This is a genomic window from Coprococcus sp. OM04-5BH (genome assembly GCF_003482105.1).
In the GTDB taxonomy this organism is placed as follows: domain Bacteria; phylum Bacillota; class Clostridia; order Lachnospirales; family Lachnospiraceae; genus Coprococcus.
On the sequence record NZ_QULM01000004.1, the window covers coordinates 234,591 to 249,487 of the forward strand.

Annotated in this window: 11 protein-coding genes; 10 read left to right on the forward strand and 1 reads right to left on the reverse strand. The window is 43.1% G+C overall.

Annotated features, from left to right (window positions below; translation table 11 throughout):
* From DXB54_RS09325 to DXB54_RS09335, 3 genes are all read left to right on the forward strand, one after another.
* On the forward strand, positions 1–462 hold the full coding sequence (locus tag DXB54_RS09325) for a VanZ family protein (protein WP_021938584.1): 462 nt from the start codon (positions 1–3) through the stop codon (positions 460–462).
* Positions 459–773, forward strand: coding sequence for a hypothetical protein (locus DXB54_RS09330; protein ID WP_021938583.1), 315 nt, complete (start codon positions 459–461; stop codon positions 771–773). The genes DXB54_RS09325 and DXB54_RS09330 overlap by 4 nt, the downstream gene beginning before the upstream one ends.
* A gap of 136 nt (positions 774–909) precedes the next feature.
* Complete coding sequence (locus DXB54_RS09335; protein WP_118695012.1) at positions 910–3,021, forward strand: aminopeptidase; 2,112 nt, start codon at positions 910–912, stop codon at positions 3,019–3,021.
* A 165-nt stretch (positions 3,022–3,186) separates the two neighbouring features.
* Here DXB54_RS09335 and DXB54_RS09340 read toward each other — a convergent pair whose 3' ends face one another.
* Positions 3,187–5,505: a substrate-binding and GGDEF domain-containing protein gene (locus DXB54_RS09340; RefSeq protein WP_118695013.1), complete on the reverse strand. Its 2,319-nt coding sequence runs from the start codon at positions 5,503–5,505 to the stop codon at positions 3,187–3,189.
* Positions 5,506–5,702: 197 nt separating this feature from the next.
* Here DXB54_RS09340 and purM point away from each other — a divergent pair, with 197 nt between their 5' ends.
* The 7 genes from purM (at position 5,703) to DXB54_RS12095 (ending at position 14,504) form a co-directional block, all read left to right on the forward strand.
* Positions 5,703–6,728 (forward strand): phosphoribosylformylglycinamidine cyclo-ligase, encoded by a 1,026-nt coding sequence (purM, locus tag DXB54_RS09345; RefSeq protein ID WP_021938580.1) that lies wholly within the window; start codon positions 5,703–5,705, stop codon positions 6,726–6,728.
* Positions 6,722–7,348 (forward strand): phosphoribosylglycinamide formyltransferase, encoded by a 627-nt coding sequence (gene purN / locus DXB54_RS09350; protein WP_118695014.1) that lies wholly within the window; start codon positions 6,722–6,724, stop codon positions 7,346–7,348. Before purM ends, purN begins: the two co-directional genes overlap by 7 nt.
* Before the next feature lie 373 nt (positions 7,349–7,721).
* On the forward strand, positions 7,722–8,993 hold the full coding sequence (purD, locus tag DXB54_RS09355) for a phosphoribosylamine--glycine ligase (protein ID WP_021937612.1): 1,272 nt from the start codon (positions 7,722–7,724) through the stop codon (positions 8,991–8,993).
* Between the two features lie 124 nt (positions 8,994–9,117).
* A complete protein-coding gene (locus DXB54_RS09360; protein WP_118695015.1) occupies positions 9,118–11,577 on the forward strand; it encodes an ATP-dependent Clp protease ATP-binding subunit in 2,460 nt (819 codons plus the stop codon).
* A gap of 189 nt (positions 11,578–11,766) precedes the next feature.
* A complete protein-coding gene (locus tag DXB54_RS09365; protein ID WP_021937614.1) occupies positions 11,767–12,183 on the forward strand; it encodes a hypothetical protein in 417 nt (138 codons plus the stop codon).
* Positions 12,184–12,194: 11 nt separating this feature from the next.
* Complete coding sequence (gene radA / locus DXB54_RS09370; protein WP_118695016.1) at positions 12,195–13,550, forward strand: DNA repair protein RadA; 1,356 nt, start codon at positions 12,195–12,197, stop codon at positions 13,548–13,550.
* 348 nt (positions 13,551–13,898) lie between these two features.
* Positions 13,899–14,504 (forward strand): type II secretion system protein, encoded by a 606-nt coding sequence (locus DXB54_RS12095; RefSeq protein WP_243104789.1) that lies wholly within the window; start codon positions 13,899–13,901, stop codon positions 14,502–14,504.
* The last annotated feature ends 393 nt before the right edge of the window (positions 14,505–14,897 follow it).

The following is a 14,897-nucleotide window of genomic DNA, read 5'->3' on the forward strand; positions in this document are numbered from 1 at the left end:
TTGAAGAAAAATGATACGGATAAGAGACGTATTCTGTGTATAGTATTATTTGTATTATACATTCTGGCAATATTTTATTTTCTGGTGTTCTCCGATACCTTCGGAAGAGGCCAGTATGAGGAAAGACGTATAAATCTTGAACCCTTTCTGGAGATAAAGAGATTTATATACTATAGGCAGTATTTTACTGTTACCAGCTTTGTGCTTAATGTGGCAGGGAATGTAATAGGTTTTATGCCCTTTGGCTTTCTTCTTACTGTCGTAAGGAACAAGAAGACGAATTTTGTGGTGGCATTACTTTATTCATTTACGTTCACATTCCTCATTGAAAGTGTGCAGTACATAACAAAGCTCGGTGTCTTTGACATTGACGACCTTATGCTTAATACATTGGGCGGTATCCTTGGATACATAATTTACTTTATACTATCTTGCGTGGAAAACAGGAGGAAGAAATCTTGATCAGCAGAAGGAGATTCAGTGCAGTTTCGGAGAGAACTGCCACGGATACGATTATTTCATATATATTGGGAAGCCTCAGTCTGGTATTTCTCATATTGTCTGTTGTTAAATCCATTGCTTCCAAGGGGAACGTGGCTGCAATATACGGAGTGCTTATGCTCAGTGGTGCGCTCATGTCCATAACAGGAATAGTATTTGGCGTTACCGGATATTATAACGACAGAGGCGGAATGTATGGCAAGAAGATGGCTATACGGATGAATGTTGTACTGGTCATATTATTTGCGATATTTCTGATAAAGGGGTTATAGAAACCGGGTATAAAAAACTTACAGAGATAGCAGATAAATGTAGAACAGGTAGGCTAAACAGAAAAATATAGATAAAGATAATACAAAGGTAGTAGCTATAGACATAAAAGAGACAGACATAGAAGGCGGAGATTACATGGCAGATTATTATAGAAACAATATAGAGGAGTGCGAGGACATAGAAGAGAGATATTCCCTTATGCTGGACAGGATAAAAGAGCTAGCTGATGAAAATGAAGCTCCGGAAAGCTACAGGGGATATTTTACAGCGGTGGCTGAGTTTATCCTTAAAACTGCAGATGTTCTTGAGCTTGTTAAGACAAAGGCTATAGACAACATGTCAAAGGAAGAGCTTGCAGCTCTTAACAATGACTTATATTCAGATATACTGGGAGACAATTACAATTATAGTTATGTAAACTACGAATATTCATATAAAGCCTTTGGCTGCAAGACAGAGGATGATAAGACCGTATCCCAGATGCTGACATTTTTATTTGCGGAGATCAGGGGAATGATAGCGTATGCCTTTGAGGGCAGGATAATAGACATGACTTTGTTCATGGAGCTGTTTGTTGAGGTTTACTCTATGATTGCAGGAGCCAATGCGGTTTCCGGTATCAGGAAATCCCTTGAAGAGGCAATCTATTATTTTGAGCATGACTATGCTGAGTACTTTGTGGAGTACAGGATAAGAGAGCAGCTTGATCCGGCACTTTCATTTGCAACGGATATAATCATGAACAGCGATCTTAATGACCTTTCATATCTGTACAGATACGGAGAATATATCTCGGATAATGAACTTAAGCTTGCAGAGTTCCTTAATACCCTTGAGGACTCAGAAATCGAAGCTATGGCTTCCACCTATACAGAGGGCTACAGACTTGGATTTGTTGCAGCACATATAGACCTTTCAGAGAAGAAGACGGTCAATATAAGATATGCAGTGGGGCAGGAGCGTATGGTGAGGGCTGCCATAAAGCAGTTTGAAGCCATGGGACTTAAGCCTGTATGTCACAGATATGCAGTAAACAGAATAAACAGACGGAGTATAGTAAAAATCGGCTACGAGGCTGCCGGTGCTAACAGACAGTATGAGTTTGATCACCGAATGGATGAGGCACTGTTTATGGACAGACGTCTTATGGAGAGAAAGCTTGAGGTCTTAAGACTTGCATACAAGAATTATGAATATCAGGCTTCAACCTATGCGGGACCTGCCTGCATAGAGACCTTCGGCGGTGCGCCGTTTGAACCGGTAAACAGCAGCCATTCACCGGTGCTTTCAAAGAAGCAGCAGGAGATAGGCGTTGAGTATACCAATGTTAGCTCACAGATCGTAAACGAATATATACCGGGAGATAAGAGGAGCTTCACCATAATTGCATATCCAATGCCTGAGATCGGTGAGAATTTCCCTGAGATATTCCACGAGATAGTGAAGATAAATACTCTTGATAACAACAAATACAGACGTATACATCAGAGCCTTATTGATGAGCTTGACAAGGCGGTGAAGGTAAGAGTTCTTGGCACAGGGGATAATAAGACAGATATGCTGGTGAGCATGCACGAGATGAAGGATCATTCAAAGGAGACTAACTTCGAGAATTGCGTTGCAGATGTGAACATACCTGTCGGAGAGGTGTTCACTTCCCCTAAGCTTACAGGCACCGAGGGGATACTTAATGTAAGTGATGTGTTTCTTAATGACTTGAACTTCAAGAACCTGACCATGACCTTTAAGGATGGCAAGGTTGATACCTATGACTGCGATAACTTCGAGGATCATGAGGCAGGCAGGGCATATATAAAGGACAATATCCTTATGGGCAGGGATACCCTTCCTATAGGTGAGTTCGCCATAGGAACCAACACTACTGCCTATGTAGTGGCAAATAAATACGATATAGTTTACAAGCTGCCTATTCTTATAGTAGAAAAGATGGGACCTCACTTCGCAGTGGGAGATACCTGCTACAGTCACAGTGAGGACACGATTCTCTATAATCCTGACGGCAAGGAGATAGTGGCAAAGGAAAATGAGTGCTCGGTAAAGAGAAAGACCGACATAGACAATGCCTACTTTAACTGCCATACAGATATTACTATCCCGTACAGAGAGATAGGTGCTATTTATTCAATCCATGAGGATGGCACCCGGGTGCCGCTTATCTTAGACGGCAGATTTGTCCTTCCCGGTACTGAGGAATTAAACGAACCTCTTGACGCAGCTGACTTATAAACTATTAAAACAAACTTACAATACGAGAATAAACCACATAAAGTACAATCCAGGTTAAAAACAGCGGTAAAACGCACTTTCCTTGTTGGAATAACAAAATAAGGCTCCGGGTGTATATCAAAATCGTAGTGGATACGTTTTTTGATACACACCCGGAGCCTTTTTTTAGTCTAACTGCTTTATAACTGACATACGCTTATATCGTTTGTTGGAGTACAGTGCATTGTCTGCCTGTGACAGCAGATCCTCGATCTTCATATTATTATTACAATGAAATTCCGAAATGCCCACACTCATTTCAATGAAATAAGGCTTGCCGCAGGTTTCGTTAAGCTCGTCCGACAGCTCGTTTATCCTGTCCTGGACATCTGCTATGAAATCCGTGTCATCAACAAAGGCGAAGCATACGAACTCGTCACCGCCTATTCTTCCGATGATGTCGGCAGGTCTGAAGCTGGCAGAAAGGATAGTCGCAATATTCTTGAGAGCAAAATCTCCATCCTTGTGTCCGAAACGGTCATTTACAACCTTGAGACTGTCCATATCGGCAAATAACATCATGGCGTTTCTGTCGTTATTTGCAGGGGACTTGATAAGAAACTCGACCTTGTCCATGAAGCCGCGTCGGTTGTTGACACCGGTCAGCTCGTCAGAGGTGGACAGCATACTGAGCAGCTCGTTTTTCTCGTGGATTTCGTTTAATGACATCATGAGCTTGTTCTGCATGGTCTTCTGTTCACGGAGAAGAGAGAGGTACTTAAGGGAAGCACCTAGCTGCAGGCTGGTGGTATATATCTTGTTAAAATTATCTACGGTGGTGTTGCAGATGAACAGACCGTGGTGCTGCTCATTTGTAAATATAGGAACGATAACATCTGTGAAGCGTTCCGGGTAGTATGTATACTCGTTGTCGAATAATTCGTAGGATGGAGTACGCCTTGCCTCGCCGCTTAACACGTCCGTATTGTTCTGGTTGTAGTATGCCTGTAGATACAGGTACTTTGGAACAGTCCAGCTTCCGTCCTCATTGATCTTTATCTGCTTGTCATACAGGTATATGTAACTGGAATCAAAGGACAGCTCCTTTAACTTGTTCAGGATGAGAGAGAAGGACTTCTCTTCATCATCACCGTTGGTCAGCGTGTCTCTTGTTATATATGTTGATGACCAGGTGCTTGTGATGTTATCCTTCATCTTCGTATATAACTGGGTGGACAGGAACTGGGATATGGTGCTGGTGATATGGGCGTCAAGCTTGTGATAGCTAGCCTTCTTGTCGTAGTTTGTGGTGTTGGCTGTGTACAATGCAGTGAGTCTCCTGAACACAAATCCAATCTTCGAAACTGAGAAGAAAGAGATCATAGGGGAGTGGAGCATTATATTGAGCCTGTCTATTATCTCGTGCTTTGGAAAGGCATTGTTGTCAGGATCCATTATGACGTTTACTATATCTGTAAATATTATCTTGAAATTATCGAATATCCATGGTGAATAGAAGGAGTCCCCTATATTTCCAAGAAGTATCTGGCAGAGCATGTCAACCACATTCTCAACCGGTTCACCTTTCTCGGCAAGTGTGTCGAAGTCCACCTCTTCAGCGTCAGCCATGTCGCAGTTGCAGGAGGTTCTCTTTATGAAACCTGACTCAAGAAAACTGGTTTTATAATCGGCAGAACCGCACATGCCTACCATGTCAAGTACTGCTCGGTATCCAACATCTGAGGAGCGTGCGTTGACAGTGGATAAAGGAGGATCCATAGTCACGGCAACGGGGGAATCGTCAAAGCCTATAACACTTATATCAGGACCGATCTTTATACCCCGGCTTTTAAGTTCGGCATAGCCACCTATGGCCATCTGGTCATTTGCAAATACTATAGCGTCACAGTCGGGATTACAGTCAAGAAGCTTAGCTACATTGTTGCGGCTGTACTCGGAAAAGTCTCCGAATACCATCATGTCTTCCGTGAGTGGGAGTTCGTTGGCAGCAAGAACTTCCTTGTATACCTCCAGGCGGTTGACAGCGTCATCGTTGTCCTTTGGACCGCCTACGAAACAGATCTTTCTTCTGCCGTGCACACTTATAAGGTGGTTAATGGCTTCCCTCAGACCAGTGGTGCTGTCTGCCTGTATGCATGGATAGCCTGGAATCTTACGCTCTAAGGTAAGTATAGGTATACCCTCAAAACCGGCAAGGAAGCTCTCAATGTCCTTCTCGGACAGGAAGTCTGCTATGGAGCCTATGGATATAATCAGTCCGTCCAGGTTTTCCCTGTTGGCATAATAAAAGATAGAATTATATTGATAATCGTAGAGCTGGTTCGCCGGATCATAAAATGACGCACTTAAAAACATGCCCGGAAATACAATAAGATTCACGTCTAATTCCCTGGCGGCATATTCCGCACCCTTGCATATCTCCTGGGCATAGTCATTGTCAAGATGACAGGTGAACAGTCCGATGTTTAGTCTGTTATTTGTCATAATATCCCCTTTTATAATACTAAATCAATAATATAGTTTCTGACCCAAATTACTGTAAATATTTTAGCATATCAGGTAAAGTTAGGCAATTACTTCCTTTACAAAGCAGACTGAATAAATTATAATCTATGGGAGTATTATTATGTATTTGCAAATAAAGACAAAATACCAATTAATAAACAGGAGGGCAATATACAATGGATTACAAGAATGCCGGCGTGGATATTGAAGCAGGATACAAATCTGTAGAGTTAATGAAGGAACACATTAAGAAGACAATGAGACCGGAGGTGCTGGGTGGCATTGGCGGATTTGCCGGAGCGTTCAGCTTAAACAAGATAAAGGATATGGAAGATCCAGTGTTGTTGTCCGGAACAGACGGATGCGGAACAAAGGTTCAGCTTGCCTACATTATGGACAAGCATGATACCATAGGAATAGATGCAGTCGCAATGTGCGTAAATGATATTGCATGTTCAGGCGGAGAACCGTTATTCTTCCTTGATTACATTGCATGCGGTAAGAACTATCCTGAGAAGATCGCGACCATCGTAAAGGGTGTTGCGGAAGGATGTATCCAGAGTGAGGCTGCTTTAGTAGGCGGCGAGACAGCAGAACATCCGGGTCTTATGAAGGAAGAGGAATATGACCTTGCAGGATTTGCAGTGGGCGTTGTAGAGAGAAAGGATCTTATAACAGGCGAGGATATCAAGCCTGGTGATACTCTTATCGGTATTGCTTCAACGGGGGTACACAGCAACGGCTTCTCACTTGTCCGTAAGGTGTTTGATATGACAAAGGAAGCACTGGACACATACTATGATGAGCTTGGCACAACTCTCGGTGAGGCTCTCCTTGCACCTACAAGAATATATGTTAAGGCACTTAAGTCTGTTAAGAACGCAGGCGTTAAGATAAAGGGCTGCAGCCACATCACAGGCGGCGGATTCTATGAGAATATCCCAAGAATGTTACCTGATGGAGTAGTAGCGAAGATCAAGAAGGATTCATATGAGGTCCCTGCAATATTTAAACTCCTGGCAAAGACAGGAGATATTGAAGAGCAGATGATGTACAACACGTACAACATGGGTATTGGTATGTGTATCGCTGTTGATCCGGCAGATGTTGACAAGACCCTTAAGGCTCTTGAGCTTACAGGTGACAAGGCATATGTTATCGGCTCGGTGGCAGCAGGCGAAAAGGGAGTAGAATTATGCTAAAGATTGCAGTTCTTGTATCCGGCGGCGGAACCAATCTGCAGGCCATCATAGACGCAGTTGCCGACGGAGGAATAAAAGATACAGAGATAACAGCGGTTATAAGCAATAACAGGAATGCATTTGCCCTGGAGAGAGCGAAGAAAGCAGGTATAGAGGCGCTGGTGGTGGCTCCTAAGGATTATGAGGACAGAGCACAGTTTAATCAGGCATTGCTTGATACCTTAAACTCACTCAAGGTGGATCTTATAGTACTGGCAGGCTATCTTGTGGTCATACCGGAGGCTGTCATAGATGCATATCCTAATAAGATCATAAATATACATCCATCATTGATACCGGCATTTTGTGGGACGGGCTACTATGGGCTTAAGGTTCATGAGGCAGCCTTAAAGAGAGGTGTCAAGGTGGTTGGAGCTACAGTCCACTTTGTAGACAAGGGGACAGATACAGGTCCTATCATCATGCAGAAGGCAGTAGCGGTGGAGAATGGAGATACACCGGAAATTCTTCAGAGAAGAGTTATGGAGCAGGCAGAATGGAAGCTTCTTCCGGCGGTTATTGACAAGATCGCCCATGGCAAGGTCAGGGTAACAGACGGAGTAACTGTTGTAGAAGATTAATCCCATAGTATACAGATTGTGTCAAGTTTTATATGAAAACTTGACATGCAGCGTCAGCCCTTTGCGGAGAGGAGGTCCCCATGCATCGTAGATGCATATAAAATGGTCCCGACGATATGCCGCCGAGAGATTGTGCCCATGCGTTGAAAACGCATATTTGAATGGCACAATCGACTTGCCGCCGAGTGTACACGAGGGGGCGTTACCCAGAGATTGTGCCCATGCGTTGAAAACGCATATTTGAATGGTACAATCGACTTGCCGCCGAGTGTACACGAGGGGGCGTTACCCATAATGGGAGGGGGCAATACCTATGAAGGCAAATTTTAAATGGGCTGATATTCAGCTGATGTTTAAAGGAGGAAGATGTCATATGAAGATATTGGTTGTAGGCGGTGGCGGCAGGGAGCACGCCATAATTACAAGTATTTCAAAGAGCAGTAAGGTTTCAAAGATATATTGTGCACCGGGTAACGCAGGAATAGCAGATCTGGCTGAGTGCGTTGATATTGGTGTAATGGAGTTTGACAAGCTGGTAGCATTTGCAAAGGAAAAAGAGATAGATCTGGTTGTGGTTGCACCGGATGATCCACTTGTTGCAGGTGCCGTTGACGCGTTCAACGAGGCAGGCATCAGAGCTTTCGGACCAAAGGCAAATGCAGCCATTATTGAGGGCTCAAAGGCATTCTCCAAGGATCTTATGAAGAAATATGGTATCCCTACAGCAGCATATGAGAACTTCACCGATCCTGATGAAGCAATAAAGTATCTTGAGACTGCTGACATGCCTATAGTACTTAAGGCAGACGGGCTGGCTCTCGGAAAGGGTGTTCTTATCTGTAACACACTTGAAGAGGCGAAGGCAGGAGTTAAGGAGATAATGCTTGACAAGCACTTTGGAAATGCCGGAAATACCATGGTAATAGAAGAATTCATGACAGGCCGTGAGGTTTCTGTACTCTGCTTCTGTGACGGCAAAACTATCAAGCCTATGACATCAGCACAGGATCACAAGCGTGCAGGTGACGGAGACACAGGACTTAATACAGGCGGAATGGGAACATTTTCACCAAGCCCATTCTACACAAAAGAGATAGATGAATATTGTATGGAGCATATCTACAAGCCGACCATAGCAGCCATGAGTGCAGAGGGAAGAGAGTTTAAGGGCGTTCTGTTCTGCGGACTTATGATCACACCAAAGGGTGTTAAGGTTCTTGAGTACAATGCAAGATTCGGAGATCCTGAGGCACAGGTAGTGCTTCCTAGAATGAAGAACGATATCATAGATGTGTTCGAGGCATGTATAGACGGAACTCTTGATAAGATAGATCTTCAGTTCGAGGACAATGCAGCAGTATGTGTAGTCCTGGCGTCTGACGGATATCCTGTTTCTTACAAGAAAGGACTTCCTATTTCGGGACTTGAGACCTTTAAGGATAAGGACGGATACTATGTGTTCCATGCAGGAACAAAGTTTGACGGGGATAAGATCGTTACAAACGGCGGCCGTGTGCTGGGTGTTACAGCCACAGGCAAGGATTTGTTTGAGGCGAGAAAGAACGCTTATGCAGCTACAGAATGGATAAGCTTTGATAACAAGTATATGCGCCATGATATCGGTAAGGCCATAGACGAACAGTAAAGTGGGATGAAATAGCATTGAGGGGCTCTGTTTATTGTAAGGATTTACAGAGCCCTTTGTTGTAAATACCCAAGGGATATGAAGATATCCTTATGTGTAAAAATATAAAGCAGGTGATCTTAATATGAAACTGGAATTTAATGAACCTACGAAAGATATGCTTGAACATGCCAAGACAACAGCAAAGAAGTTAGGCAACGGTTTCGTGGGAAGTGAGCATATTCTCCTTTCCATGTTGGATACGGAAGATATTACAGCACATTCTATATTATCTGAGAATAAAGCAACCATGCAGAACGTGCTTGCAGTGTACAAGGATCTGGTGAAGGTTCCAAAGGGGACAGGAAGCAGAAAGGGTGAGTATACCGAGAAAGCCAAGGCAGTGATCGAGGATGCCGGAAAGATTGCAAGACAGCTTGTGGACAGAGAGATAGGCTCTGAGCATTTGCTTCTGGCTATTATAGATAACAGGGAATGTCTTGCCTATAAGCTCCTTTTGAGCTGTAAGGCTGATATACAGAAGATAAAGGCAGATACTCTCATAGTGTGTGGGATGAGTCCTTCAGAGGCGAAGAAGGAGAGTAGTATGCCCGGAAAGAAAAATTCCGGCAAGAAGAACCAGACACCTACCCTTAAGATGTATTCAAAGGATCTTACGAAGGAAGCTCTTGAGGGAAGACTGGACCCTGTTATAGGCCGGGAAAAGGAAATTGAGAGAGTAATGCAGATCCTTAGCCGGAGAATGAAGAACAACCCATGTATGGTGGGAGAGCCGGGGGTAGGAAAGACAGCCGTAGTTGAAGGAATTGCTTATATGATAGCAAGAGGTGACGTGCCTGATACGGTAAAGGGCAAGAAGCTCATATCCCTTGACCTTTCCAGCATGGTGGCAGGCTCCAAGTACAGAGGAGAATTTGAGGAACGTATCAAGAAAGTGATGGCGGAGGTTAAGGCTGACGGCAATATCATATTATTTGTAGATGAGCTTCATACAATTATAGGCGCCGGTGGAGCAGAGGGGGCAATAGACGCTTCCAATATACTTAAGCCGGCTCTGTCCAGAGGTGAGATCCAGATGATAGGTGCCACCACCATGGCGGAGTACAGAAAGTATATAGAGAAGGATGCTGCCCTTGAGAGGCGTTTCCAGCCGGTGTATGTGGAGGAACCCACAAGAGATGAGGCTGTTGATATATTAAAGGGACTCAGGCATTGCTATGAGCAGCACCATGAGCTTACCATAAGTGATGAGGCTGTCAAAGAGGCGGTGGACCTGTCCATCAGGTATATAAGTGACAGATTTCTCCCGGATAAGGCGATAGATCTTATGGATGAGGCGTGTGCAAGAAAGCGTCTGGGATTTTCCGATAAGGGAAGAAAGGTTGAAGACCTTGAGCTTGAGATAAAGAACCTTAATGATGAGTTGGAGGACGTACTGGTAAGCGGTGATCTGGAGACGGCAGGCATGATAACCGGCAAACAGAGAAAGCTTGAGAACAGGATCCACAGACTTGTAAATGGCGAAAAATCAGCGAAGAATCTGGTGGTGACCGGTGAGGACATAGCCCAGGTAGTTGCGGTGTGGACCAAGATCCCTGTAAATAAGCTTACTGAGGGGGAGTCCCACAGGCTTGCAAGGCTTGAGGAAGTGCTGCATGAAAGGGTTATCGGTCAGGAGGAGGCTGTATCCTGTGTTGCCAGGGCTGTGAAGAGGAGCCGTGTGGGACTTAAAGATCCTAAGAGACCGGTTGGTTCTTTCCTGTTCCTTGGACCTACAGGTGTAGGTAAAACAGAGCTTTCAAAGGCTCTGGCAGAGGCAGTGTTCGGCAGTGAAGACGCTCTTATAAGAGTTGATATGTCGGAATATATGGAGAAACACAGTGTGTCCAAGATCATAGGATCACCTCCGGGATATGTAGGCTTTGAAGAAGGCGGTCAGCTTTCTGAGAAGGTAAGGACAAATCCTTACTCCGTGATATTATTTGATGAGATTGAAAAGGCTCATCCGGATGTGTTCAATGTACTATTACAGGTGCTTGATGACGGACATATAACCGATTCTCAGGGAAGAAAGGTGGATTTTAAAAATACCATACTTATCATGACTTCAAATACAGGTGCGGAGCGTATCATTGACCCTAAGAAGTTGGGCTTTGTATCAGATAATAATGCAGAAAAAGAGCATGAAAGCATGAAGTCTAATGTTATGGAAGAAGTTAAACGCAGTTTCAAACCGGAATTTATCAACAGAATTGACGACATAATCGTATTCAGAGCACTTTCTGAGAAAAATGTTATGGATATCTGCAATCTTCTTCTTAAAGAGCTTAAGAAGCGTACCGCAGATCAGCTTGGAATAGAACTCAGATACGGTGATACCTTGAAGAAGTATATATTTGACAAGGGCTATGACAAGAAATACGGTGCAAGACCATTGAAGCGTGCTATCCAGACTTACGTTGAGGACGGGCTTGCCGAGGAGATTCTTAAGGAAAATGTGAAGCGGGGGGACAACGTGCTGATTACTGTAAGGAATGATAAGGTTAAGTTCGTGAACAAAACAAAAAAGATAAAGAGCAAATAATTAAATAAATATAAAAACACAATATTTACATGGTTTTCATATAGCCAGAACCATGTAAATATTGTATAATAAGTAAGAAAAGTTTTGTATGGATTGTACATACGATAATGAACTAAGGGAATGTTCCCATAAAATACCGCCAAACAAAGGTAGGGGTAACCATATAGTATACACAGGAGGATGAACATTATGGCAGTAGTTAATGATCTTATAATAGCAGGAGAGGGCAGTCTTGATTTCGGTAATTACGAGCTTAAGTCAAAGACCAAGAAGGATAATTTCGAGTTTCAGGGCGATATTTATAAGATTAAGACTTTTAATGAGATAACAAAGCTTGAGAAGAACGGTACATTTGTATATGAGTCAGTTCCGGGAACAGCGGTACATGATTTTAAGTCATCAGAGTCAGACGTTTCATTTGTTGTTGAGGGACCTGAGACGTCGTCTATCACACTTGAGCTTGAAGCGGAGACAGAATACAAGATACATATTGATGAGATCTATGCAGGCAAGGATAAGACAAACCTTGGAGGAAAACTCAATATAAGTGTAGATCTTGAGCCGGGCAGGGCAGTTAAGGTTGATGTAAAGAAAGTAGTTGAATAATAGGAGCATATATGGCAAAGGAAAAACAGATATTTTTCTGCCAGGAATGCGGTTTTGAATCTGCAAAATGGATGGGGCAGTGCCCTGGGTGCAAGTCCTGGAATACATTTTGCGAGGAAAAGGTAGTAGTAGGCGCTAAGAAGCAGACTCTTATGAGGGAAGCTATAGCGCCTACAAGCATTTTACAGGTGGAAAAAACAGACGAAGTAAGATTTACAACAGGATTTGCAGAGCTGGACAGAGTGCTTGGTGGGGGAATAGTAAGGGACTCTCTTGTGCTGGTAGGTGGAGATCCCGGTATAGGTAAGTCTACAATTTTATTACAGATGTGCAGAAATATCACTGAGGCAGGCAAGACTGTTCTTTATGTATCGGGAGAGGAGTCCATGTCCCAGATCAAGATGAGAGCTGAAAGGATAGGGACATTTTCCAAGGATATGTTGTTGCTGTGCGTAAATGAGCTGGCATATGTGGAGGATTATCTTAAGAAGGCCAGACCTGACGTAATGATCATAGACTCCATTCAGACAATGATAACAGATGACATATCCTCTGCACCAGGGAGTATATCCCAGATAAAGGAAGTTACAGCCAGACTTATGCGTATAGCCAAGCAGATGGGCATTGCCATATTCATAGTAGGACATGTAACAAAGGAGGGAACTGTTGCCGGTCCGAGAAATCTTGAGCACATGGTGGATACGGTTCTCTATTTTGAAGGTGACAGGAATGCCGGTTTCAGGGTTTTGAGGGCTGTTAAGAACAGATTTGGCTCTACAAATGAGATAGGTGTATTTGAAATGACCGAGACGGGGCTTGCAGAGGTGAATAATCCATCACAGGTTATGCTGGATGGAAGACCGGAGGCGTCATCCGGTTCTGTGGTAGTATGCTCCATGGAGGGAACCAGGCCGCTTCTTATAGAGATACAGGCGCTGGTGAGCCAGACAAACTTTAATCTGCCAAGAAGAACGGCAGTGGGACTTGATTACAACAGGGTCAACCTCCTGCTGGCAGTCCTTGAGAAGAGGGCAGGGCTTATACTGTCAGGCTGTGATGCTTATGTAAATATTGCAGGAGGAATAAGACTTGATGACCCATCCTCAGATCTTGGTATAATATATGCCATTGTGTCAAGCTATAGGAACAGGCCTGTTGATGAACACCTGGTAGCCTTTGGCGAGGTGGGACTGTCCGGTGAGGTGCGTGCCGTATCGGCAGCGGAGCAGAGGGTTTATGAAGCACAGAAGATGGGATTCACCACCTGTGTAATACCAAAGTCCAATAAGGATAAAATGAAAAAAATAGAGGGAATGAAGGTTATAGGAGTAGCTTCTGTGACAGAAGCCCTTGAGATAATCGTGTAAAAGATGTGCCGTATGTCCTACGGCACATTTTCTATTAATATGAGGGGGCAATACCAAACAGGCAATTTCAAATGGATGCTGCTCTATTTATTGTAATGATGTCTGAGACATCGTTACGTTGCAGCAACCCTTGCCGTAGGAAGCACCAAGTGTCGAAGACACATTTAGAATGGTGCTGACGACTTGCCGCCGAGTGTAAACGAGGGGGCGTTACCAAACAGGCAATTTCAAATGGTTGCTGTTCTATTCGCATATTTATTTCTTGAGAAAAATATAAAAATATAATATAGTAATTATGTATAAATTAAATCGTTAATATGTATATATTAGATTTTGGGGTGATGTTATTTGAAAGAAAGAAATAATAAAGGTTTTACTTTGGTTGAATTAATAGTGGTGCTTGTTATACTGGCTATTCTTGCTGCCATTCTTGTACCTGCCTTGCTTGGCTATATAGATAAGGCAAAGGATTCACAGGATATATTAGCTGCCAAGAACATTATGACTGCAACACAGTCTAAGATGGCTGAGGCTTATGCCGAAGGTGGAGTTGCACAGGCTTCCAATGTGGCTGTTAATGCCAAGAACAATGATGTGTCTCTTATAGGGACAGATTTTGCAAATGATATACTTAAGACGGCAGATGATGAGCCATATATGACAATAGTGGGGCTTGGAGATTATAATGAATATGGAAAGAACAGTGACATAAGCCAGAGACATAAAGCATATACTGTATATTTTGTTGTATACTGGAAGACGAAGGACTCTGATCCTTTGTTTTTTGATGGTACCAATTGGACTAAGACGTATCCGTGGAAGAGTAGCGGCGGCAATGTATTCATGGTAAAGGGTGAGAAGATTAAGTTACAGTTCTTTTTTCTTACGGCACCCAACAAGGCTAATCTGAGTGATAACTGGAACGAGCTCAAGGGCAAACTTAATATTAAGTAAACTGCATATGATCATGTAGATATAGAAAAAACAGGGGCAGATGATGTATAGAATTAAATACATTATCTGCCCTTAAAAAGTGTTGACATTTAACGACTGATTTAGTATTATATCACTTGCGCGGTCGAAAGACGCCGATCTTCGAATCAGGCCTGAGACATAAACGCAAAGGGAAATAAAAAAGTTGTTGACAGATGCTTCTAAATGTGATAACCTATACAGGCTGTCGCAAGTGAGAAACACAGACGACAACAAAACAAAATAAAAAAGTTGTTGACAAACGGTTTTAAATGTGATATCTTATAAAAGTTGTTGCGAACGAAATCGTGAAACAACAAAAACAAATGAACCATGAAAATTTAACAACATGACAACCCTGAAATTTCTTATAAA

What these genes read in the sequence shown, in the direction of transcription:
- radA (WP_118695016.1), top strand. Translation starts at nt 12,195, where the DNA reads ATGGCAAAGGAAAAACAGATATTTTTCTGCCAGGAATGCGGTTTTGAA.
- purN (WP_118695014.1), top strand. Translation starts at nt 6,722, where the DNA reads ATGCTAAAGATTGCAGTTCTTGTATCCGGCGGCGGAACCAATCTGCAG.
- purM (WP_021938580.1), top strand. Translation starts at nt 5,703, where the DNA reads ATGGATTACAAGAATGCCGGCGTGGATATTGAAGCAGGATACAAATCT.
- purD (WP_021937612.1), top strand. Translation starts at nt 7,722, where the DNA reads ATGAAGATATTGGTTGTAGGCGGTGGCGGCAGGGAGCACGCCATAATT.
- DXB54_RS09335 (WP_118695012.1), top strand. Translation starts at nt 910, where the DNA reads ATGGCAGATTATTATAGAAACAATATAGAGGAGTGCGAGGACATAGAA.
- DXB54_RS09360 (WP_118695015.1), top strand. Translation starts at nt 9,118, where the DNA reads ATGAAACTGGAATTTAATGAACCTACGAAAGATATGCTTGAACATGCC.
- DXB54_RS09340 (WP_118695013.1), bottom strand. Translation starts at nt 5,505, where the DNA reads ATGACAAATAACAGACTAAACATCGGACTGTTCACCTGTCATCTTGAC.
- DXB54_RS09365 (WP_021937614.1), top strand. Translation starts at nt 11,767, where the DNA reads ATGGCAGTAGTTAATGATCTTATAATAGCAGGAGAGGGCAGTCTTGAT.